Raw genomic sequence first — 22,180 nt, 5'->3', positions numbered from 1 at the left:
TCTCGCCGGACGTGATTTGTTGTCAGGCGGTCTGGACGGTATACTGTGAATAGCTCTCTTGCCTGCTGCATCCGATGCAGAAGTACAGGAGGCCGCATAGCCTGACAGACAGATGAGGAGACAGAACATGATGAGATCAATAACACCAGAGTCGCTGCTATGGATATGGCTGCTGGTCATTAATTGTATAGCGTATATTACAATGAGTATCGACAAGAGCCGTGCCGAACGCCGTCGCACCCGGCATCGTATTCCGGAGAAGAACTTGTTTGGCCTGGCTGCAATCGGTGGGGCGTTGGGCATCTGGGTATCCATGTATACACGCAGACACAAGACCAAGCACCGCTCTTTTGTAGTAGGTATTCCGCTGCTGCTGGTATTGAATATACTGATGTACGGGTATATTTTCTATCGCTGGTTCAGCTGATTGTCTACAAACGTGCAGCTGCACGATAACCCAATCGATGATCAAAGGTCTGGCTGTGCAGCCGGGCCTTTGGTTTCATTAAGGAAGCTATTCGGGTAATTTATACTTGTAAGTGTCTGTATGTATTTTCGGATAAATACTGCAGACGAATGGCCGACATCCTGGCAGGGCAGCGTTCAATAGTGAACAGTACATGAATAATATGTAATAAGTGATATAATGAATATGTGCCGTGAACTGCTGTTAGGGCTGCTGAAGATATACATACCGCATGCTGCCAGCTATTGCACCACATATGCAGCCTGCGGGCGCATATAGTCATAGAAAGAAAGGGAGGGGAATACAATGTTATTCTCAAATATTCTGCTTGCGTATGATGGTTCCAAAGCATCCAACAAAGCGCTCAACCGTGCTGTCGAGCTCGCCAAAGCCAACCCGGAGGCGCATATTGATGCGATTCACGTATTTGATTTCCCGCGCTACTTTATGGGAGAAGGAATCGTACCGGTTCCGACCACATCGAATGAAGAACTGTACGAAATGGCCATGCAGACTGCCAAGGAAGCGAAGCGTCGTCTGGAAGAGTCCGGTATTCCGAACAAGTTCGATGTCGAGATGATCCAGGGTAACGCTGCACAGAGCGTGCTGGACTTTGCCGCATCCCATAATTCGGATGTGATTGTAATCGGCAGCCGCGGACTGGGCAGTATCCGTGAATTCGTACTGGGAAGTGTCAGCCATAACGTGGTTCAGCATGCCCAGATTCCGGTATTGATCGTAAAATAAAGACCATAAAGTATCCTGATTGAATATCATGCCCGAGACGCACTGTTCTTCTCTTCTGTTGTAAGAAGGGTAATGAAAGTGCGTCTTTGGTTATTTAGAGAGCAGTTTATCTGGAAAATCGTATTAAATGAATAAAAATACGAACAATAGATTATGTGAACTATTGAACGTTCGTCTTTTAAGTTGACATGGTATGTAGGTGGTTGGTACACTGTGTAATGTAGCTTAAAGCGATGCAATAATTGAATGACTCGTATAAAACCGGGGATACGGCCCGGAAGTTTCTACCCGGAAACCGTAAATTTCCGGACTATGAGGGTGTACAGCACATGGCATTCATTATCTACACCTGTAACGATAACGCATATGGACTGCTCTCTTACGGAGAACGGTGCTGCTGCTGTGTCAGATCACTTGGTGAAATGATGGAGAGGTCCACTGCTGCACCCGGTATGTCCGGAAATCCTGAAGATCGATATTATTTCTGATCAGGGTTTGCGGATTTTTTTATGACCATTCCGGGAGAGAGCGCTTCACACTGTGAGAACATGATGCTGTTATGCTCTACATAGCAGGATTTTACCATATCGCTGCTGATTCGGCGGCAATCCTTAATTACAGAAAGTGGGTTATCACATGTCAGTACAGGTCGCTGTCGTGATGGGCAGCAAGTCAGACTGGGAAACAATGCAGCATGCCTGCCAGATGCTGGAGGAGCTGGAGATCGCTTATGAGAAAAAAGTCGTCTCGGCGCATCGTACACCTGATTTGATGTTTGAGTTTGCGGAGCAGGCTGCGTCTCGCGGTATCAAAGTGATCATTGCCGGAGCCGGTGGTGCTGCGCATCTGCCGGGAATGATTGCTGCCAAGACACTGCTGCCTGTAATCGGCGTACCAGTCAAATCGGCTGCACTGAATGGACTGGATTCGCTGCTGTCGATCGTACAGATGCCAGGTGGTATTCCCGTTGCGACAGTCGCTATCGGCAAAGCAGGTGCAACCAATGCAGGACTGCTCGCTGCCCAGATGCTTGGTGCCTTTGACCCGGATGTAATGCAGCGTGTGGAAGCGCGTCGTGAACGGATCAAGCAGGAAGTGCTGGAATCAAGTGATACTCTGGGAGTGGAGCAATGATGCAGAATCAGGGCAGTCCTCAGACAGGCAAAATAATTCCTCCAGGCGCAACGGTAGGCATTCTCGGCGGCGGCCAATTAGGACGGATGATGGTACTGCAGGGCGCTCCACTCGGATACCGGTTCATTACATTGGACCCGGCGCCGGATTCTCCCTGCGGACAGGTAAGCCGGCAGATTACAGCGGCCTATGACGATGTGGAAGCCGCTCGCAGGCTGGCCGAGCAGGCAGATGTGATTACGTATGAATTTGAAAATGTGGATGCTGGCGTCGCAGCGCTATTGGCCGAGCAATCCTACGTACCCCAGGGCAGTAAGCTGCTATATACGACCCAGCATCGACTGCGGGAAAAGCGGGCGATCGAAGCGGCAGGAGCAACAGTAGCACCATATGCGGAAGTGACCAGCGCAGAAGAGACACTGGCGGCAGTGCAGAAGTGCGGTACACCATGCGTACTGAAGACGGCAACCGGTGGCTACGATGGCAAAGGGCAGTTCGTGATCCGCTCGGAAGAGCAGGCGGTACAGGCCTATGAGGAACTAAGTGCAGCAGGTACGGAACTGGTTCTGGAACAGTTTATTCATTTCCAGTGTGAACTGTCTGTCATTGCTGCCCGCAGTACCCTGGGCGAGATTACTACCTTTCCGGTAGCGGAAAATATCCACGTCGATAATATTCTCCATTTATCTATCGTACCTGCCCGTGTACCGGAAGAAGTGCAGCGCAGAGCAGAGAAGATGGCAGCGGATATCGCCGAGTCGATGAATGCGGTAGGTCTGCTGGCAGTAGAGCTGTTCTGTACGGCAGATGGACAGCTGTATGTGAATGAGCTGGCTCCGCGGCCACATAACTCCGGACATTATACAATGGAAGCATGTGATACCTCGCAATTCGAGCAGCATGTACGAGCCATCTGCGGACTACCTCTTGGCAGCCCAGCGCTGCGGGCGCCCGTAGTGATGGTCAATATACTGGGAGAACATATTCCGGATGTGATGGAGCGGATGGTGTCGACAGATGCGGCTGCCATGCAGCTGAACGTCGTACCGAAGTACCATTTATATGGGAAAGAAGAAGCCAAGCACAAGCGCAAGATGGGACATATCAATGTGCTGTGTCATAATATAGAAGATGCTTTGGCATGGATTAACCAAACGAACATATGGAGGAATAAATAAACTTATGATTGAACGTTACAGCAGACCGGAAATGCGCAATATCTGGAGTGAGGAAAATAAATTCAAAGCCTGGCTCGAAGTGGAAATCTGTGCTTGTGAAGCATGGGCAGAACTCGGTGTGATTCCGCAGGAAGATGTGGACAAGCTGCGAGCGAATGCCACTTTTGACATGGATCGCATTTATGAAATCGAGCAGGAGACGCGCCATGATGTAATTGCCTTTACCCGTGCGGTATCCGAAAGTCTGGGTGAAGAGCGCAAATGGGTACATTATGGACTGACATCCACGGATGTAGTCGATACCGCCCTTGGCTACCTGCTGCGCCAGGCAAACGAAATCCTGGAACGCGATATTATCAACTTTATCGATATTCTGAAAGAAAAAGCACTGGCTTACAAAAATACGCCGATGATGGGACGTACTCATGGTGTACACGCAGAACCGACAACGTTTGGTCTGAAAATGGCGCTGTGGCATGAAGAAATGAAGCGTAACTTGGAGCGTTTCCGCCATGCAGCAGACGGTGTACAATATGGCAAAATGTCCGGCGCAGTGGGTACATATGCGAATATTGATCCACGCGTCGAAGAGATTGTCTGTGCCAAACTGGGAACCAAGCCAGCTCCGATCTCGACTCAGACGCTGCAGCGTGATCGTCATGCCGAATACATGGCTTCCATCGCTCTGGTAGCAACTTCACTCGACAAATTCGCGACCGAAGTACGCGCTCTGCAGAAGAGTGAGTTCCGCGAAGTGGAAGAAGCCTTTGCCAAAGGTCAAAAAGGATCATCGGCAATGCCTCATAAGCGTAATCCGATCGGCAGCGAGAACATCTCGGGTCTGTCCCGTGTAATCCGTGGTCACATGCTGACCGCGTATGAGAATGTAACCCTGTGGCACGAGCGTGATATCTCGCACTCCTCTGCGGAACGCGTCATTCTGCCGGATGCGACGATGCTGCTGAACTATATGCTGAACCGCTTTGGCAACATTATCAAGAACCTGACGGTCTTCCCGGAAAATATGCAGCGCAATATGCAGCGTACGTACGGCGTACCGTTCTCCGGCCGCATTATGACCAAGCTGATCGACAAAGGACTCAGCCGCGAACAGGCTTACGATACCGTACAGCCACGAGCAATGCAGGCATGGGAAGAGCAGCGTTCTTTCCAGGATATCGTGCAGGAGACTACGGCCATTACCGATCTGCTGAACAAGGAAGAGATCGAGGATGCGTTCAATCCGGCATGGCATCTGAAGCATGTGGATACTATTTTCAAAAAGCTGGGTCTGGATTAATCCAGTCTGTTCTATTCATATAGATACTAAAAATAGATAAAAGGAGCATCAGGTGCGGGGCTGTACACCAGCCGTACACCTGATGACTTCATTCCAAGCTGAGTATAGAGGGAGAGGGAACGCAAAATGACAGCACAGGCATTATCCACGGCAGCCGATCTGATCGACGCGCCGCTGATCTACAAAGGCAAGGTACGCGAGCTGTACGATCTGGGCGAACATTATCTGATCGTCGTCACGGACCGGATATCGGCATTTGACTATGTACTGGACCCTCCGGTTCCACACAAGGGAGAAGTACTCAATCGTCTGAGCGCCTACTGGTTTGGCGAGACCAAGCATCTGATCGATAATCATGTGGTACATATCGATGTAGACCAGCTGGGCGATATCGTCCGCGATCGCGAAGCGCTGCGCAACCGGATCATGGTCACCCGCAAAGCCGAACGTATCGATATGGAATGTGTTGTTCGTGGCTATATCACTGGCGGCGGCTGGCGTCAGTATCAGGAGACCGGTGAAGTCAATGGTATCCGATTGCCGGAAGGTTTGCGTAAAAACGGCGTTTTCCCGAATCCCATCTTCACTCCGGCAGCCAAGAATGATGTTGGACACGACGAGGATATCTCTTTTGATGAAATGAAAAACCGTGTCGGTGACGAACTGGCGGAACAGTTAAAGCAAAAAAGTATTGAGCTGTACGAATATGCACGTCGTGTCTGCGATCAGCACGGAATTATCCTGGCGGACTGCAAATTCGAATTCGGCCTGATCGATGGCAAGCTGATCCTGATCGACGAGATCTTCACGCCGGATTCCTCCCGCTTCTGGGCCAAGGACAACTACGCGCTGGATATCGAGATCGACAGTATGGACAAGGAGCCGGTTCGTACGTATCTGGCGAACACCGACTGGGACAAAAACAGCCAGCCGGAGCCTCTGCCGGAAACAGTTGTGCAGGCGACATCCGAGCGTTATCTGGCGATCTACGAGAAGCTGACTGGTTCGAAGCTGGTGTAGCAGCATAGTTGCTGATCATTACACCGCTGCGGAGAAGGAATAGGCCTGCGATCGCCGGGTTGAAATCAGGGGCCTTCCAAATGGTAGACCCGTGTAGCGGAAGGCCCCTGATTTCAAAAAGCGATCTCTGGCCTATCTCCTTCTCCTTCGCTCCGGTGCTTGTTAGTCAAGTTAGTACAGACTACGGATGGTTACATCATGCCGCCCATTCCACCTATTGAAATCCGGTGCTTCCTTGGAAACGTCAGTATCTCAATGCTGAGAATTTAAATTATTCCTTACGATATCCAAGCACGACTACTGCTATCGGTGAGCATCGTGACCTATGCACAAGCAGTATGTAACTGATTCTTATACAGTTCATGTTCCCTAAACAATCTAGACAAACGATCAGGCTGTTCATCCGCCAAGCGGAGGGAACGGAATCGTTCCGAAAGGAGCCTTTATGATCGGATATTGTCCGCAGCAAGCGGACGTTCAAAAATATCCGGATCATAACAGCGACTGCAGGAATGATCCGTACCCGCAGCGCTGTCTCTAAACAGTATCTGCCTTTTCATTTATCAAAGAAGAAACACCCATTCAAGAACGTCAAAGCACCACAGCCTGCCATTGCAGCATATTCAGCAAAGCAGTACCACGCAATACCGTATTCACTCATTCAAGCATCATCATCCCAAGGAGGAACGAGAAGATTATGATCAAAGCGACAGTCTACGTTACCATCAAAGAAAGCGTGCTTGACCCGCAGGGAGCAACAGTACAGGGAGCATTGCATTCTCTTGGATTTAATGAAGTGGAAAGTGTACGTATCGGTAAATATATGGAGATTCAGCTGGACACGGACAACCGTGACGAAGCGGAAGAACGCCTGAAAGTGATGTGCGAGAAGCTGCTTGCGAACACCGTCGTTGAAAACTACCGATTCGAACTGGAGGGTTAATTCCATGAAATTTGCGGTACTGGTATTTCCGGGTTCCAACTGTGATATCGACTGCTTCAAGGCAGTGGAAGAAACAATTGGCGAACCGGTCGATTATGTGTGGCATACAGCGACAGACCTGTCGGCTTATGATTGTATTCTTGTTCCTGGCGGATTTTCCTACGGCGACTATCTGCGCTGCGGTGCCATTTCGCAGTTTGCACCGGTGATGGCAGAAGTAGCCAAAGCGGCTGAACAGGGCAAATACGTACTGGGCATCTGCAACGGGTTCCAGATTCTGACCGAAGCGCGTCTGCTGCCAGGCGCACTGCTGCGTAACGGATCAATGAAGTTCCGCTGCCACGATGTGGTACTGACAGTAACGAACAACAAAACACCATTCACGCTGGATTACCAAGAAGGCGAAGAAATCACCATCCCTATTGCTCATGGCGAAGGCAACTACTATTGTGACGAAGAGACGCTGGAGAAGATGAAAGCCAATAACCAGATCGTGTTCCAATACGGTGACAATCCGAACGGCTCCCTGCATGATATCGCAGGCATCAGCAATGAGCGTGGTAATGTAGTTGGCATGATGCCGCATCCGGAGCGCGCGGTTAATGAACTGCTCGGCTCAACAGACGGCAAGAAAATGTTCACATCTATTTTAAAAGCCTGGAGGGATCAACATGACGCAGCAAACATCCGTTAAGGAACCGACGGCGGAGCAAGTCGCAGACCAGCAGTTATACAAACAAATGGGTGTATCCGACACCGAGTTTGATTTGATCTGCGGTTTCCTCGGACGTAAACCGAACTACACGGAAATCGGCGTATTCAGTGTAATGTGGTCGGAACATTGCGCGTACAAAAACTCCAAGCCGCTGCTCAGACGTTTCCCGATCGATGGCCCTCGTGTTCTGATGGGACCGGGTGAAGGTGCCGGGATCGTCGATATCGGCGACAACCAGGCCGTTGTATTCAAAATCGAAAGTCATAACCATCCATCTGCAGTAGAACCCTACCAGGGTGCAGCGACAGGCGTTGGCGGAATTATCCGCGATATCTTCTCCATGGGCGCGCGTCCCATTGCTTCGCTGAACTCCCTGCGTTTTGGCAAGCTGGAGAGCGACCGGGTCAAATATCTGTTCGAGCATGTGGTAGGCGGTATCGCCGGTTATGGCAACTGTATCGGTATCCCGACGGTTGGTGGCGAAGTGATGTTCGATGAGAGCTACGAAGGCAATCCACTCGTCAATGCAATGTGTGTCGGTCTGATCGATCATGACAAAATCCAGCGCGGTGTAGCCAAAGGGGTAGGTAACCCGGTATTTTATGTGGGACCTCCAACCGGACGCGATGGTATCCACGGCGCAACATTTGCCTCCGAGGAGCTGACCGAGGAGTCCGAAGCACGCAAGACAGCGGTACAGGTCGGCGATCCATTTATGGAAAAGCTGGTAATGGAATCGTGTCTGGAACTGATCGACTCCGGTATCGTACTGGGTATTCAGGATATGGGTGCAGCCGGTCTGACCTGCTCCAGTGCCGAGATGGCGAGCAAGGCGGGCAATGGTCTGGAGCTGTATCTGGATCAGGTGCCGCAGCGTGAAGAAGGCATGACACCTTATGAAATGATGCTGTCCGAGTCCCAGGAACGTATGTTGTTCGTCGTGGAACCCAAGGATGAAGCACAGGCGATGGAAATCTTCGAGCGCTGGGGTGTGATCTGCGCCAAAGTTGGTAAAGTCACAGATGATGGTCGTCTCAAGCTGTATCACCACGATGAAGTAGTCGGCGATATGCCGGTACATGCACTGGTGGATGAGTGCCCGGTTTATAATAAGCCTTCTTCGGTTCCGGCTTATTATGAGCAGATGGCGCATATTGATACAGCTGCGTATAACGAAGTTACTGATCTGGGCGGCGCCCTTAAGTCCGTACTCGCTTCTCCGACGGTAGCGAGCAAGGCATGGGTGTATGACCAGTATGATTATATGGTTCGTACGAGTACTGCTGTTCGTCCAGGATCGGATGCAGCGGTTGTACTGGTTAATGGTACACGCAAAGCACTCGCAATGACGACCGACTGCAATTCTCGCTTCGTTTATCTTGACCCGGAAGTGGGTGGCAAAATCGCGGTTAGCGAAGCAGCACGCAATATTGTCTGCTCCGGCGCAGAGCCGCTGGCAATTACAGATAACCTGAACTTTGGCAGCCCGGAGAAACCGGAAATCTTCTGGCAAATGGAACAATCCGTTGAAGGTATGGCAACAGCCTGCCGCGCACTGGAAACACCGGTTATCGGCGGTAATGTCAGCCTGTATAACGAGAATACACGCGGTGCGATCTATCCGACACCGGTAGTCGGTATGGTGGGTCTGATTCATGATACAGATCATATTACGACGCAGGGCTTCAAAAAGGATGGCGATGTGATCTTCCTGCTGGGTGAGACCAAGGCAGAGCTGGGCGGCAGTGAATTCCAGTACATCGTACACGGCAAGACCGAAGGCCGTCCGCCAGGACTGGATCTGGTCGTCGAGAAACAACTGCTGGATGGGGTACTGAATTCGATCCAGAGTGGTCTGGTACAATCCGCACATGATCTATCCGAAGGCGGTCTCGCTGTGGCACTCGCCGAGTCCTGTATCAGCGGCAAGCTGGGTGCAGAGATCACGCTGGAAAGCGGCGGTCTGCGTAATGACCATCTGCTGTTCAGTGAGAGCCAATCCCGTATCCTGTTGTCTGTATCTGCAGAACAGGCAGAAGCGCTGGCAAGCAAACTGGCCGAGCATAAAGTACCTGCTCGCCGCATCGGTAAAGTCACATCGTCAAAACAACTACAAATCACAGTGGACGGCAAACAAGTCCTGGCGGAAGAGGTAAGCAGTCTGCGCCAGGTCTGGGAGGATGCGATTCCATGTCTGATGAATTAAATAATCAGCCGCTCTGGACCGGCGACTACTATAATCAGGGGACCGGTCCGAACGATATTTTCGATACATTAAAAGAGGAATGCGGCGTCTTCGGTGTCTACGGACATTCGGGGGCCGCTTCCCTTTCTTATTATGGTCTGCATGCACTGCAGCACCGTGGTGAAGAAAGCTGTGGCATCTGTGTCAGTGATCATACCGAGTTTCATTATCATCGCGGTATGGGGCTGGTCAAGGAAGTATTCGACAAAGACACTATGGCGACATTGACCGGTGATATCTCGATCGGTCATGTACGCTACTCGACCAGCGGCAGCAGTCATCTGGGCAATGCCCAGCCACTCGTATTCCGCTACCGTGCAGGCGAACTGGCACTGGCGACCAATGGCAATATCGTCAATGCTCCGCAAATCCGGCGCGAGCTGGAGGAGATGGGTTCCATTTTCCAGACAACCAGTGATACGGAAGTGCTGGCGCATCTGATCGCCCGTTCATCCAAGCCGCTGGTGGAAGCAGCCAAAGAGGCGTTCCGCCGGATTGTGGGCGGATTTGCCTTTATGATCATGACCAATGAGCAGTTGATCGTAGCTAGTGATCCGAATGGACTGCGTCCGCTGACGATGGGTCGACTGGGTGATGCGTACATTTTCACCTCGGAGACGTGTGCGCTGGAGACGATTGGCGCAGAGATTGTGCGTGATGTGAAGCCTGGTGAACTGCTGGTACTGGATCAGAACGGACTGCATGAAGATTTCTATACCGAGCCGCAGCGCAAAGCGCTCTGTTCGATGGAATATATTTATTTTGCCCGTCCGGACAGTGATATGAATGGTGCGAATCTGCATTCGGCACGCAAGCGGATGGGCTCGATGATGGCTCGTGAATCCTTTATTGATGCGGACCTGGTGACCGGTGTACCGGATTCCAGTATCTCTGCAGCGATCGGTTATGCCGAGCAGACGGGTATTCCTTATGAGCTGGGCATGATCAAAAATAAATATACCGGCCGTACTTTTATCCAGCCGAGTCAGGAACTGCGTGAACAGGGCGTCAAAATGAAGTTGAGCGCAGTACGCCGCGTCGTGGAAGGCAAGCGTGTCGTCATGATCGATGATTCCATTGTGCGGGGAACAACCTCCCGCCGGATCGTCAACATGCTGCGTAATGCCGGAGCGATCGAGGTGCATGTGCGTATTACTTCGCCTCCTTTCAAAAATCCATGCTTCTACGGAATTGATACTCCGGATCGTCGTGATCTGATTGCTTCGTCCAAGACAGTGGAAGAGATCCGTCAGGAGATCAATGCGGATTCACTCGCTTTTCTCAGCCGGGAAGGATTGATTGAGGCTGTTGGTGGAGACAACAAGGACGATTACAAAGGCGGCATGTGTATGGCCTGCTTTGACAACGATTATCCCACCCAGACCGACTTCGGCGGAGAAGAACAATTCGGCTGCGGGTGCTGAACTGCGCCAGGGTTTTGGAACGGGGTGTGACGGGGAGAGGGTCCGCCGCGGGGAAGGAATAGGCCTGCGATCGCCCGGTTGAAATCGGGAGCCTTCGAATTAGTAGACCCGTGTAGAGGAAGGCCCCCGATTTCAAAAGGCGATCTCCGGTCTATTTCCTTCCCCTCCGCTCCGCACTCCCCGCCCCATGTTCCTAAGACCCTGGCGGTTTCAGAGTCCTTGGAGGTAAAGGGAAGAGAAAAGTAGGCGAGAATGCGTGGAACTGGTTAGACTGCTTTGCAGGAGAGAATGTCTTAAACATTAGGGGCTTTGATCTTATTTGATAGTGAGTTATGTTTTACTAGTGAGAATAGGGATGTTTTGTAAAGATGGTAGATGTAAGAGTTGATGAAATAAAAAATCAACTATACAGCCTCTTAATCCTCCTTAAAATCACAGTCTTACAAATCAAAATTAAACCAGATTCATCTAAACCCTACAATTTAAATAGAAATAGCCAGATACGTAATCTTTTTAAAACTGAAATCCTAATCTTATGGACGGCGAGTGGGTATTTGGAAGTAGGGGTGCTTTGTGCTCCCAGCGGAGGGAATGGAATCGTTCAGGAAGGAGCATTTGCGGGCTGACTTTTGACTGCAGCAGCAGTCGTTCCCAAAAAGTCAGCCTGCAACGGTGACGCCCGAACGATCCATTCCCGCAGCGCTGTAGCATCAGAACGCCAATTCTTCCAACCCTCCCACCCGCCACTGTCCAAAGAACCCACGAAAGGTGCGATGGCAGTGTCAGATGCATACAAAAAAGCCGGAGTTGATATCGCGGCAGGCAATGAAGCAGTAGAGCGGATGAAGAAGCATGTGAAAACGACGTTCCGTCCGGAAGTTATGACCGATCTCGGCGGTTTCGGCGGGCTGTTTGGCCTGAACAAGGATAAGTACGAAGAGCCGGTACTGGTATCCGGAACCGATGGTGTCGGTACGAAGCTGAAGCTTGCTTTTGCTATGGACAAGCACGATACGATCGGGATTGATGCGGTAGCCATGTGCGTAAATGATATCATCGTGCAGGGCGCGGAGCCGCTCTTTTTCCTCGATTATCTCGCTTGCGACCGGGTTATTCCGGAGAAGATCGAAGCGATTGTATCCGGAATTGCCGATGGCTGTCGTCAGGCAGGCTGTGCGCTGATCGGTGGCGAGACGGCGGAGATGCCGGGCATGTACTCCGAAGGGGAGTATGATATCGCCGGCTTTACGGTAGGCATCGTGGACAAGCCCAAAGTCATCACCGGCAGCAATATTGCAGCAGGCGATGCAGTCATTGGTCTGGCATCTAGTGGCATACACAGCAACGGTTTCTCGCTCGTGCGCAAGCTGCTGCTGGAAGACAGCGGATATGAGCTGACTGCACAGGTGGCCGAGCTGGGGAATGCCGTACTGGGCGACGTACTACTGGAGCCGACGAAGATTTATGTGAAGTCTTCTCTTGCCCTGCAGGAAGCGGTGCAGGTGAAAGGCATGGCTCATATTACCGGTGGCGGATTTATCGAGAATATTCCGCGGATGCTGCCGGAGGGCGTTAATGTGGATATCGAGTATGGCAGCTGGCCGATTCTGCCGATTTTCCAATTGATGCAGGCCAAGGGTGCAATCAGCAACCGTGATATGTTTACCACCTTTAACATGGGAATCGGGATGGCGATTGTCGTACCTGCCGACCAGGCAGAACAGGCGCTGGATGTATTGAAGCAGCAAGGGGAAGCAGCCTATCTGATCGGTAAAGTAACTGCGGGCGAGAAGATCGTTACCTTTACAGGAGCGGAAGTATAATGAAGCCGCTGCGAATTGCCGTGTTCGCGTCCGGACAAGGCAGTAATTTTCAGGCGATGGTGAATGCCCAGCAGAGTGGTTTGCTAAACTCGGCAACGATAGAACTGCTCGTATGCGACAAGCCCGAGGCGCCGGTTGTTCAGCGTGCTGTCGATTCAGAAGTAGATACATTTGTATTCCGGCCCAAAGAATACAGCAGCCGGGAAGAGTATGAGCTGGAGATTCTCGGTGAATTGGCCCAGCGGCAGATTGATCTGATCGTGCTGGCCGGCTATATGCGGCTGCTCACTCCGACAATGGTCAATCCATATACAGGCCGCATGATCAATGTGCATCCATCATTATTACCGGCTTTTCCTGGTAAGGACGCGATCGGTCAGGCGCTGGAATATGGTGTGAAGCTGACGGGGATCACGGTTCATTTTGTCGATAATGGGATGGATACTGGCCCGATCATCGCCCAGCAGTCGCTTCCGATTGAAGCCGGAGATACAGCCGATACGCTGGCTGCCCGTATTCATCAGATTGAGCAGACGCTGTATCCGCAGGTTGTCGCCCGTATTGCGGCAGGTAAAGTCCGGCTGGCTGAAGATGGCCGGCATGTGATCGTAGAACAGTAAATATACACATTTACCTAAAAGGATGACATACAGACACACAGCAGATCTTCGATGTGCTATTCATCACTTTGCAAGTATACAGAAGATACTCGGGCTTCTGGATCGGACTTCGGAAAGATGGACGTATTATCAGACTGCCCATACATTTAAGGAGGCTTTTTATAACATGACGATCAAAAGAGCACTGGTCAGCGTATCCGACAAAACAGGCGTAGTCGATTTCTGCCGCGAGCTGTCCCAGCTGGGGGTAGAAATCATCTCTACCGGTGGCACCAAGAATCTGCTGGCTGATGCAGGCGTACCGGTTATCGGTATCTCCGATGTGACCGGATTCCCGGAAATTCTGGACGGACGTGTCAAAACACTGCATCCGGCTGTACATAGTGGTCTGCTGGCTGTACGCGATAGCGAAGAGCATCAGCAGCAAATGAAAGATCTGGAACTAGGCTATATCGACCTCGTTGTCGTTAACCTGTATCCGTTCCAGGAAACGATCTCCAAACCGGATGTGTCCTATGAGGATGCGATCGAGAATATCGATATCGGCGGACCAACCATGCTGCGCAGTGCGGCGAAGAATCATGCCTTTGTGACAGTAGTGGTAGATGCGGCAGATTACACGACTATTCTGGATGAAGTTCGTGCAGAGGGAGATACGAAGCTGGATACACGCAAGCAGCTCGCTGCCAAAGTATTCCGTCATACTGCTGCTTACGATTCTCTGATCTCTGATTATCTGTCCGAGGTGCTGGATAATCCGATGCCGGAACGTTATACCGTTACGTACGAGAAAATCCAGGATCTGCGCTACGGAGAGAATCCGCACCAGACTGCTGCTTTTTACCGCAAGCCGATGGCTCCGGCAGGAACGCTGACCACGGCAGAACAGCTGCACGGCAAAGAACTATCCTACAACAACATCAATGATGCTAACGCAGCACTCCAGATCGTCAAAGAATTTACAGAGCCAGCCGTCGTAGCTGTGAAGCACATGAACCCATGCGGCGTAGGCGTAGGTTCCACGATCGCCGAAGCTTACAACAAAGCCTACAATGCGGATCCAACCTCCATCTTCGGCGGGATCGTCGCGGCGAACCGTACGATCGACGCCGAGACCGCACAGCCGCTGAGCGAGATCTTCCTGGAGATTGTCCTGGCACCGGACTTCACCCCGGAAGCGCTGGAGATTCTGACCAAAAAGAAAAATATCCGCCTGCTCAAAATGGGCGAAATCGCTGCTTCGACAGACCGCAAATCCCAGCATATTGTAACCATGGTCGAAGGCGGTATGGTGGTACAGGATAGCGATGTGCATTCCATTACCGAAGCAGATCTGAAAATAGTCACCGACCGTGCACCTTCTGCCGAAGAAATGAAGCAGCTGCTGTTCGGATGGAAAGTCGTAAAACATGTTAAATCCAATGCGATCGTACTGGCAGCAGACGATATGACCGTAGGTGTCGGTGCAGGCCAGATGAACCGTGTCGGCGCTGCCAAGATTGCCATCGAGCAGGCAGCCGACAAAGCCAAAGGCGCGATACTCGCTTCCGACGCCTTCTTCCCGATGGGTGATACCGTCGAAGCCGCTGCGAAGGCAGGCATCACAGCTATTATCCAGCCAGGTGGTTCGGTCAAGGACGAAGAATCCATCAAAGCAGCCAATGAGCATGGAATCGCGATGGTATTCACAGGCGTACGCCACTTCAAGCACTAAGACTTTGTGCTAGCTGTATCATCATGAATTCTAAGGGACTCCGGAGATGGATGATCCATGATACGCGCATGTCGCGGATCTCTCCGGCTGTATCTCAAAGTTTAACCAACGAACGGAGCCAAATCTCATCAAGTTTGGCTCCGTTTTGCTAAGTTATTGTATTGTGGAGAGGAATAAGCTGTAGCGACAGGTCTATTCCGTATATGGACTGAAGCCGCCTTCTTCCGCATGATCACTATTCATCCAGCTCATTACTTTCTTAATCAAAAAGGAGCGTGACCCTTCATGGATATACTCGTTATCGGTAGCGGTGGACGTGAACATGCCATCATCTGGTCGCTGACCAAAAGTTCGCAGGTCAATCAGATCTACTGTGCGCCTGGCAATGCAGGGATTGGACAGATCGCCGAGTGTGTGCCGATTCAGGTAAGTGAATTTGAGAAGTTGGCAGACTTTGCAGCTGAGAAAAAGGTCGGCCTCGTCGTCGTTGGCCCGGACGATCCGCTCGCGGATGGAATCGTGGATGTGTTCGAGGCACGGAATATTCCGGTGTATGGTCCTCGTCAGAATGCAGCGCTAATCGAAGGCAGCAAGACCTTTATGAAAGATCTGCTGCACAAGTACAACATCCCTACAGCTGCCTACGCCAAGTTCGACGATTACGATACTGCGCTGAATTACCTGAACCGCCAGCCGGTACCGATTGTGATCAAAGCAGACGGACTAGCTGCAGGCAAAGGCGTAACCGTCGCCCGCACTATGCATGAGGCCGTCGAAGCACTACAAAATATTATGCGTGACAAAATATTCGGTGAAGCCGGCAGCCGTGTGATTATCGAGGAGTTCATGGAAGGACAGGAGATGTCGATTCTGGCCTTTGTCGATGGGGAGACCGTACGCGCTATGCCTGCCGCGCAGGATCACAAGCCTGCCCTGGATAATGATGAAGGACCGAATACTGGCGGAATGGGCACCTATTCCCCGCTGCCACATATTGATCCAGCTATTATTGAGGAAGCGATCGAGACTATCGTTATTCCCACAGCCAAGGCGATGGTCGCAGAAGGTCGTCCGTTCCAGGGCGTGTTGTTCGCCGGTCTGATGATCACTCCGGATGGCAAACCCAAGACGGTGGAATTCAATGCCCGCTTCGGCGATCCGGAGACCCAGGTCGTTCTGCCGCGTCTGCAGACTGATCTGCTTGATATTTTCCTGGCGACGGTCAATGGTACACTGGCTGACGTAGATATCCAGTGGAGCAACGAAGCTGCTGTCTGCGTCATTCTCGCTTCTGGAGGCTATCCGGGTTCATATACCAAAGGCCTACCGATTACAGGTCTGGAGGATATCGATCCATCGGAAGCGCTCGTCTTCCACGCCGGTACCGGCAAGAACGAGAACGGAGAGTTCGTAACCAACGGCGGCCGTGTGCTGGGTGTTGTGGGGCTAGGGGCGGATATTGCTTCGGCTCGGGCTCAAGCCTATGAGCAGGCAGCGAAGATTACATTTACCGGCAAGCATCAGCGCAGCGATATTGCAGCCAAGGCGCTAGTATAATATGGATCGTAATTAACATATAAATTTTTAGTCAGGCCACTCTTTGGAGTGGCTTTTTGTATTAAAATTTAATAGATAGCAGAACATCTGCATGAAATCCAGATTGATCCCATATTCTTTGGACGTGGATGATGATTTCGATTGAAGCATCAGCTATAAAATTATTATATAGCTAACAACAAAATGGATCTGAGTAGAGGAATCGATACGATGAATAAAAATAGAAGGATTTTCGAATAAATTATTCTTGTATTTTTTAACTGGTTGAAAAGGTCATTATGAAGAGCATCTGCAAAATGGGGAGTTACCTTAAAGGAAAGGTACAGTTTGAATATGTTAAAATGGTTGGGAAATTGGTACTCAGAACATTGCGACGGAGATTGGGAACATTCCTATGGACTCCAAATTACAACGCTTGATAATCCTGGTTAGGCTATTGATATCCGATTGGAAGGAACACATTTAGAGGATAAGAATTTTAAAACATTAGATATTGAACGTTCTGATCTCGACTGGGTTTATTGTACTGTTAGTGATAACTTTTTTAAAGAAAGAGGAGGAAGTAAAAACTTGGAGGAAATAATTATTCTCTTCCAAGAATGGTCTAAATCAAATAAAATATCATGATGATTTTCTCAGTAAATAAAACCTTTATTGGCTTTGTGCCTCTTAAGGTTTTTTCTTTGGTAATACGTTACTCCATAACAAATAAACCCATCATTCAACCAATAACATACATAACTATAAGTGAGGGAAGGAGCATTTATATGCAGATATGAACCTTCAACTCAGTCTATATTTGTAAGCTCAGAGGTAGGCGGTAGGATCAAATCATTTTATAAGTGGAATGACAGGACGAAAGACCATGTAATCTTAACTTTAAAAAGAATGGGGCTGATTGATTGAAAAAGATGTCTAGAGAAAATTTTCTTGAATTGATGTATTTAGTTCGTGGTTTTTTTGAAAAAGAAATAAATTTATCAGAATATTTGGAGGAGTATAATTTAAACGCTGATCTAGAGTCGAATGAATTGGATGTTCAAGGTGTAAGCAATGGTTTTTTATCTCAAATAGCTTACTTAATGACAGGTTATGAGATAGAGATTGTTGGAGAAGTAGAGGAATTATTTTCATGTCCTTGTTGTAGGCTGAAGACTTTAACAGAGATTTATAATGAGTTAGAAGGAACAGGCTACGATATTTGTCCCTACTGCAAGTGGCAAGATGATGGGACTACAGATATTCAGGCTTATAGATCTATTAATAAAGGCAGTATAACAGATTATCGTAACAAGCTTTGCTCGGATTTCAATAAATATTATATAAATAAGTGGTTGAATACAAAGAACTGATTTTCGCCCAAAATCTTTAAAATAATATTTGATCACTCACCTTGATTGGCATCATGCCTTTCAAGGTTTCTTTTTGAAGTGAATAATTAATTAACAGTAAGCAGATCATCAACTCGCATGCCGTGCTTTATCAGGTGCTGATGGAGACCAACAATGCCGGAGCGCCGCAAGCCTGGTATGTGTATAGTATGGGACTGATCGGACGCGAAGATGTCGCCGGTAACTACCAGACGTATCACTACGATCTGCGCGGCAGCACGATTGCTCTGACCGATGCACAAGGACAGGTGACCGATACGTACACGTACGACACGTACGGTGAACAGCTAGAGCACGAAGGTACAAGCCAGCAGCCGTTCCAGTATAATGGACGTGACGGCGTGCAGACGGAGCAAGCTGGTTGGAGATTGGATTCAGTGTTGGAGCTGATCCTACTCTATTTGTAGGTTTATCAAGATGCAGGAAGAAGTTTTACAGTAATAAAATATTCTATGGACTCTTCTACTCGTAGACTAAGACAAGGAATAATTAATGAGAAACTAAACAAGATAAAATTTATTGATTAATGGGGGTAACACTTTTTGATGTTTATAAAAAATTACGAGACTATAACAGATAAATTAAATGCCCTTGGCTCGTGGACTTATAAAGAAATAGTGAGAATTGACTACGCTATGGATATTGACTTTGAAGATAATTACACGAGTTCACTAACCCTTTCTTTTCATATCTCGGTTATTGAAACAAATCAACGCTTCAAAATGAGAATCAGATACTTTGATGTTTCTGACCTTAGTGTAAGAAAAATTACAAATCTTTACCTAACAAGAAATTTGATAGTACATGATAAAAAAGAGTTGGGATGGGATAAAAGTCAACGATACCATGTTCATGATGACAGTGGGTATGGTGAGAACGATGGATACAACTTTATTGAGTTTTACTGTAGTTCTATGGAAGCTATTTCACTGGAAGAATTCTAATACTCCAAACCTTGATGGGTGAAATGCTTCTCAAGGTTTCTTTTTTAAATAAATAGCTAATCCACAACCAAGCAAATTATCAACACACATGCCTTATTCTCTCAAGTGCTGATGGAGACCGACAATGTCGGCACACCGTAAGCCTAGTAAATGATCGGATGTGAAGATGTAGCTATTAACTACAAGGCGTATCATTATGATCTACGTGGCAGAGAATTCCCATCAAAATAATAATAGGAGTACTATATATGATTAATAGAAAAAAGACATTAAAAGAGTTTTTGACTAAGGAAGAATATGAAGGTGCAGCACAAAATGCAGCAAAATTTTCTGAGATGTCGCTGCCTGTGTGGTATTTTGGTATTACTGATAAATGTCTGGGTGAGTTATCAGACTTCGACTTGATTCGTTGTATTAGACAGAATGTTTTTACAGATCTAGCGACATTTGAAATTATTGAAAGGATTGATGAACAGAATACACCGTTCTATTCTGATATTGATTCAATGGAGCTAATGGAAAAGTTATCATCTGTTAGCTCGGAGATACTTTCAACCTATAAGTATAAATTGAATAGAATAATTGAAAATATTGAAAAGAACGACTTAATAGATCTAGCAGATATTTGGATGTCCGATGAACAGCAAGAGACGTATAAAGACTATATCCATGTGATAAAAAATAAAATTCATTGATATTGATGAGTATTGCCTGACTGCAGCGAGCCCCATGGTCTCGAATGAACCTGCCATTCAATAAATAACACTCCTATACCATTATCAACTGGAGGCGCGATTGTGGAACGTTTAGAAGATATTTTTAAAAAGGTTAAAAATGAATTATTAACTTCAGAGGATAATATTATTATTGGAAAGATGAATAATGGTGCTGAATTGAATGCTGCTTCTATGATGGAAGTGGATGCCTACAGTATATTCTTAGAAAAATCGGATGGGGCACGATATGGCTCTATTGATTTATGGTCATATTCTGAATTGAAAGAAAATCAATTTCGTGTCTCGGTGTTAGAAGGACAACACGAAAAATGGATTGAGATTGGACAGGTTTTGTATGAACCTTTGCTGCTATGTAAAGAGAATAACTCGGTTTATCTGTTTAATACAGATACGGAACAGCTGTATTGTATAAGTAGTGACTTGTGTTCTTTTTTTGAAAATTGTGTTTTTGGTGCGGGCTATATAGCATTAGTTCCTGACTATCATAATGATGACTGGTATAAATTTTTAAAGAGATTGCATTTTGTATAGTTTGTTTTGGGTTTGAGAGCATCCATATCAATATTTTAAATTACGGAGGATGAATAAATATACTATGAATTATTGGCAAGTCGTACAATGATAAAGTAATTACGGTTGATGATTACTTGAGTATAGAATGTTCATAAAAGGAAGTGGTAGGAATAGTTATTAAATTTACAATTAGAGACGATCTAAGTGGATTGATTATAGGTCATTGTAAAGATATCCTTGGACTGGATGGTGAAATTCATACTTCTGAAGGAATGAAATTTCATGAATTACAATTGAAAGAATTTATATTTACTACAGAATTCAAAAGCTATCTTTCTAAAAGTAAAGAATCAATAAGTCGATTAATTTACATTAGTATTACCAAACCCAATGATGAAAGTATTGGAGAAATTCCATTCTTTATTTTTGATAATATATATTATCATCGTTCTGGTTTTTTGAATGAAACGGATGATATCGTCTGGACAGGATCATTAGAAAGGATAGTCTCACCAGAAGAATTCTATATTTGGAATAGATGGATAGAGGCAATTCCTGCCCAAAGAAATGAATGGGCTGATTTATCAGAAAAGCAAAGAAGAGCCTGGTTACAGGTAGTTCGGAATTACGGTGCAAATCAAAGAAACTATCAGCGAAAAGGATCGGATTTCATACTGGAGGGAAAAGGTATAATAGATTATTCTTCTTTTTTCTGTGCATTGGGAGAAGCCATTCATGGTCCCGGTGGATATTATGGTTTTGATATAAATTCCATGATTGATTGCTTTCATGGAGATTATGGCGCTGAAGCCCCTTTTACTTTGATCTGGAAAGATCATCAAATTGCACGAGAAGCATTAGATCAATATGCTTGGTTAAAAGAGATCAAAGCGAAACAGATCGAAGACCGAAAGCTGCTAACTGAATCTGTTTTTGAAGAAGTCGGAGATCGCCCACTCTTTGATGCTTTGTTAGAAACAGCGAAAAGTTATAACGTGAATGTATGGCTACAGTGATAATGATAACAATACCCAACTAAAAAAGGTGCTTTCTTGTATGGGAACTTTACGAATTAGCATAAGCACATCTTGCACTTGGATTTCATAGGTGGAATAAACAGGTACATAAAGGGGACAGAATTATGGAATTTCTTGAGGTAGTATTTGATTTAAAGACGGTTTATTTAGATAAGCTGCTTTTTAAAGAGTTCAATCTTACAGAAGATAAAATTAAGTCTTCTCACTTTTACGATACCAATTTAGAACAGGATAAGGAATTTTATGAAATAACTAGTTGCTCTGATTTTTTTACCAAACCAGGAACAGGTACTGTGCTTGTAAAGAAAATTCAATTAGGTACGATGTTAACAGAAGTTTTAGTATTAATTTCATTTGATGAAGAATCAGGTATTGTGGAGATTAACTTTCCAGAGTCAGAATTGATTGAGGGCAACCGTCTGGATAAAGAGAAGTGTTTGAAATTATTAGAATATTTCTTATCTTTGATGGAGCATTACGATCTAAAGTCTGTTCGATTCGGGTATGAACCTGCAGCGGATGATGATACTTGTTTGATCGAACTTAAACCAGATGTAACTCAAATTAAAGATCTGGTCGACCGATTGTAATTTTATCTCAACAGGATTTTATTTAATGCTTATAGGTTACTTTATATGAAATACATCCATCATTCACCTAATCTCAAAACTC

The 22,180-nt window shown here is 47.4% G+C and carries 21 protein-coding genes, 1 pseudogene and 1 riboswitch; all 22 genes and pseudogenes read left to right on the top strand.

The window, feature by feature from the left end:
* The first annotated feature begins 127 nt into the window (after nucleotides 1-127).
* Nucleotides 128-427: a DUF1294 domain-containing protein gene (locus WH46_RS06650; RefSeq protein WP_017814619.1), complete on the top strand. Its 300-nt coding sequence runs from the start codon at nucleotides 128-130 to the stop codon at nucleotides 425-427.
* Between the two features lie 345 nt (nucleotides 428-772).
* Nucleotides 773-1,213 carry a universal stress protein gene (locus WH46_RS06645; RefSeq protein ID WP_017814618.1) on the top strand — a complete coding sequence of 147 codons (441 nt, stop codon included), beginning with the start codon at nucleotides 773-775 and terminating at the stop codon, nucleotides 1,211-1,213.
* 231 nt (nucleotides 1,214-1,444) lie between these two features.
* Nucleotides 1,445-1,546: riboswitch (purine riboswitch) on the top strand.
* 303 nt (nucleotides 1,547-1,849) lie between these two features.
* Nucleotides 1,850-2,347, top strand: coding sequence for a 5-(carboxyamino)imidazole ribonucleotide mutase (gene purE, locus WH46_RS06640; RefSeq protein WP_017814617.1), 498 nt, complete (start codon nucleotides 1,850-1,852; stop codon nucleotides 2,345-2,347).
* Nucleotides 2,344-3,525 (top strand): 5-(carboxyamino)imidazole ribonucleotide synthase, encoded by a 1,182-nt coding sequence (purK, locus tag WH46_RS06635; protein ID WP_046226183.1) that lies wholly within the window; start codon nucleotides 2,344-2,346, stop codon nucleotides 3,523-3,525. Before purE ends, purK begins: the two co-directional genes overlap by 4 nt.
* A gap of 4 nt (nucleotides 3,526-3,529) precedes the next feature.
* Nucleotides 3,530-4,825, top strand: a complete 1,296-nt coding sequence (purB, locus tag WH46_RS06630; protein WP_046226182.1) for an adenylosuccinate lyase — start codon at nucleotides 3,530-3,532, stop codon at nucleotides 4,823-4,825.
* Nucleotides 4,826-4,951: 126 nt separating this feature from the next.
* Complete coding sequence (locus WH46_RS06625) at nucleotides 4,952-5,845, top strand: phosphoribosylaminoimidazolesuccinocarboxamide synthase (protein ID WP_046226181.1); 894 nt, start codon at nucleotides 4,952-4,954, stop codon at nucleotides 5,843-5,845.
* A 697-nt stretch (nucleotides 5,846-6,542) separates the two neighbouring features.
* Nucleotides 6,543-6,788, top strand: a complete 246-nt coding sequence (gene purS, locus WH46_RS06620) for a phosphoribosylformylglycinamidine synthase subunit PurS (RefSeq protein WP_017814613.1) — start codon at nucleotides 6,543-6,545, stop codon at nucleotides 6,786-6,788.
* Between the two features lie 4 nt (nucleotides 6,789-6,792).
* On the top strand, nucleotides 6,793-7,482 hold the full coding sequence (gene purQ, locus WH46_RS06615; RefSeq protein WP_017814612.1) for a phosphoribosylformylglycinamidine synthase subunit PurQ: 690 nt from the start codon (nucleotides 6,793-6,795) through the stop codon (nucleotides 7,480-7,482).
* Nucleotides 7,460-9,709: a phosphoribosylformylglycinamidine synthase subunit PurL gene (purL, locus tag WH46_RS06610; RefSeq protein ID WP_046226180.1), complete on the top strand. Its 2,250-nt coding sequence runs from the start codon at nucleotides 7,460-7,462 to the stop codon at nucleotides 9,707-9,709. Before purQ ends, purL begins: the two co-directional genes overlap by 23 nt.
* On the top strand, nucleotides 9,694-11,172 hold the full coding sequence (gene purF, locus WH46_RS06605; RefSeq protein WP_046226179.1) for an amidophosphoribosyltransferase: 1,479 nt from the start codon (nucleotides 9,694-9,696) through the stop codon (nucleotides 11,170-11,172). The genes purL and purF overlap by 16 nt, the downstream gene beginning before the upstream one ends.
* A gap of 779 nt (nucleotides 11,173-11,951) precedes the next feature.
* On the top strand, nucleotides 11,952-12,995 hold the full coding sequence (gene purM, locus WH46_RS06595) for a phosphoribosylformylglycinamidine cyclo-ligase (protein ID WP_046226210.1): 1,044 nt from the start codon (nucleotides 11,952-11,954) through the stop codon (nucleotides 12,993-12,995).
* Nucleotides 12,995-13,615, top strand: coding sequence for a phosphoribosylglycinamide formyltransferase (gene purN, locus WH46_RS06590; protein WP_046226177.1), 621 nt, complete (start codon nucleotides 12,995-12,997; stop codon nucleotides 13,613-13,615). The genes purM and purN overlap by 1 nt, the downstream gene beginning before the upstream one ends.
* A 166-nt stretch (nucleotides 13,616-13,781) precedes the next feature.
* Nucleotides 13,782-15,329: a bifunctional phosphoribosylaminoimidazolecarboxamide formyltransferase/IMP cyclohydrolase gene (purH, locus tag WH46_RS06585; protein WP_046226176.1), complete on the top strand. Its 1,548-nt coding sequence runs from the start codon at nucleotides 13,782-13,784 to the stop codon at nucleotides 15,327-15,329.
* 285 nt (nucleotides 15,330-15,614) lie between these two features.
* A complete protein-coding gene (gene purD, locus WH46_RS06580) occupies nucleotides 15,615-16,886 on the top strand; it encodes a phosphoribosylamine--glycine ligase (RefSeq protein ID WP_046226175.1) in 1,272 nt (423 codons plus the stop codon).
* 333 nt (nucleotides 16,887-17,219) lie between these two features.
* Nucleotides 17,220-17,513: pseudogene (locus tag WH46_RS24355) on the top strand (immunity 53 family protein).
* A gap of 284 nt (nucleotides 17,514-17,797) precedes the next feature.
* Complete coding sequence (locus tag WH46_RS23315) at nucleotides 17,798-18,238, top strand: CPCC family cysteine-rich protein (RefSeq protein ID WP_156172230.1); 441 nt, start codon at nucleotides 17,798-17,800, stop codon at nucleotides 18,236-18,238.
* A gap of 140 nt (nucleotides 18,239-18,378) precedes the next feature.
* Nucleotides 18,379-18,684 (top strand): hypothetical protein, encoded by a 306-nt coding sequence (locus WH46_RS06570; protein WP_156172229.1) that lies wholly within the window; start codon nucleotides 18,379-18,381, stop codon nucleotides 18,682-18,684.
* A gap of 138 nt (nucleotides 18,685-18,822) precedes the next feature.
* A complete protein-coding gene (locus WH46_RS06565; protein WP_046226173.1) occupies nucleotides 18,823-19,221 on the top strand; it encodes a hypothetical protein in 399 nt (132 codons plus the stop codon).
* A gap of 248 nt (nucleotides 19,222-19,469) precedes the next feature.
* Nucleotides 19,470-19,916 carry a contact-dependent growth inhibition system immunity protein gene (locus WH46_RS06560; RefSeq protein ID WP_231584305.1) on the top strand — a complete coding sequence of 149 codons (447 nt, stop codon included), beginning with the start codon at nucleotides 19,470-19,472 and terminating at the stop codon, nucleotides 19,914-19,916.
* A gap of 102 nt (nucleotides 19,917-20,018) precedes the next feature.
* Nucleotides 20,019-20,489, top strand: a complete 471-nt coding sequence (locus WH46_RS23310; protein ID WP_052714145.1) for a hypothetical protein — start codon at nucleotides 20,019-20,021, stop codon at nucleotides 20,487-20,489.
* Nucleotides 20,490-20,632: 143 nt separating this feature from the next.
* A complete protein-coding gene (locus tag WH46_RS06550) occupies nucleotides 20,633-21,487 on the top strand; it encodes a barstar family protein (RefSeq protein WP_052714144.1) in 855 nt (284 codons plus the stop codon).
* A 125-nt stretch (nucleotides 21,488-21,612) separates the two neighbouring features.
* A complete protein-coding gene (locus WH46_RS06545) occupies nucleotides 21,613-22,098 on the top strand; it encodes a hypothetical protein (RefSeq protein ID WP_046226172.1) in 486 nt (161 codons plus the stop codon).
* Nucleotides 22,099-22,180: the final 82 nt, after the last annotated feature.

Source organism: Paenibacillus dauci (assembly GCF_000971985.1).
GTDB lineage: Bacteria > Bacillota > Bacilli > Paenibacillales > Paenibacillaceae > Saccharibacillus > Saccharibacillus dauci.
This window is presented reverse-complemented; position numbering and strand designations above follow the sequence as displayed.

What these genes read in the sequence shown, in the direction of transcription:
- purQ (WP_017814612.1), top strand. Translation starts at nt 6,793, where the DNA reads ATGAAATTTGCGGTACTGGTATTTCCGGGTTCCAACTGTGATATCGAC.
- WH46_RS06625 (WP_046226181.1), top strand. Translation starts at nt 4,952, where the DNA reads ATGACAGCACAGGCATTATCCACGGCAGCCGATCTGATCGACGCGCCG.
- purE (WP_017814617.1), top strand. Translation starts at nt 1,850, where the DNA reads ATGTCAGTACAGGTCGCTGTCGTGATGGGCAGCAAGTCAGACTGGGAA.
- WH46_RS06545 (WP_046226172.1), top strand. Translation starts at nt 21,613, where the DNA reads ATGGAATTTCTTGAGGTAGTATTTGATTTAAAGACGGTTTATTTAGAT.
- purN (WP_046226177.1), top strand. Translation starts at nt 12,995, where the DNA reads ATGAAGCCGCTGCGAATTGCCGTGTTCGCGTCCGGACAAGGCAGTAAT.
- purS (WP_017814613.1), top strand. Translation starts at nt 6,543, where the DNA reads ATGATCAAAGCGACAGTCTACGTTACCATCAAAGAAAGCGTGCTTGAC.
- WH46_RS06650 (WP_017814619.1), top strand. Translation starts at nt 128, where the DNA reads ATGATGAGATCAATAACACCAGAGTCGCTGCTATGGATATGGCTGCTG.
- WH46_RS06565 (WP_046226173.1), top strand. Translation starts at nt 18,823, where the DNA reads ATGTTTATAAAAAATTACGAGACTATAACAGATAAATTAAATGCCCTT.
- WH46_RS23315 (WP_156172230.1), top strand. Translation starts at nt 17,798, where the DNA reads ATGTCTAGAGAAAATTTTCTTGAATTGATGTATTTAGTTCGTGGTTTT.
- purF (WP_046226179.1), top strand. Translation starts at nt 9,694, where the DNA reads ATGTCTGATGAATTAAATAATCAGCCGCTCTGGACCGGCGACTACTAT.
- WH46_RS06560 (WP_231584305.1), top strand. Translation starts at nt 19,470, where the DNA reads ATGATTAATAGAAAAAAGACATTAAAAGAGTTTTTGACTAAGGAAGAA.
- purB (WP_046226182.1), top strand. Translation starts at nt 3,530, where the DNA reads ATGATTGAACGTTACAGCAGACCGGAAATGCGCAATATCTGGAGTGAG.
- WH46_RS06570 (WP_156172229.1), top strand. Translation starts at nt 18,379, where the DNA reads ATGGAGACCAACAATGCCGGAGCGCCGCAAGCCTGGTATGTGTATAGT.
- purK (WP_046226183.1), top strand. Translation starts at nt 2,344, where the DNA reads ATGATGCAGAATCAGGGCAGTCCTCAGACAGGCAAAATAATTCCTCCA.
- purD (WP_046226175.1), top strand. Translation starts at nt 15,615, where the DNA reads ATGGATATACTCGTTATCGGTAGCGGTGGACGTGAACATGCCATCATC.
- purH (WP_046226176.1), top strand. Translation starts at nt 13,782, where the DNA reads ATGACGATCAAAAGAGCACTGGTCAGCGTATCCGACAAAACAGGCGTA.
- purL (WP_046226180.1), top strand. Translation starts at nt 7,460, where the DNA reads ATGACGCAGCAAACATCCGTTAAGGAACCGACGGCGGAGCAAGTCGCA.
- WH46_RS06645 (WP_017814618.1), top strand. Translation starts at nt 773, where the DNA reads ATGTTATTCTCAAATATTCTGCTTGCGTATGATGGTTCCAAAGCATCC.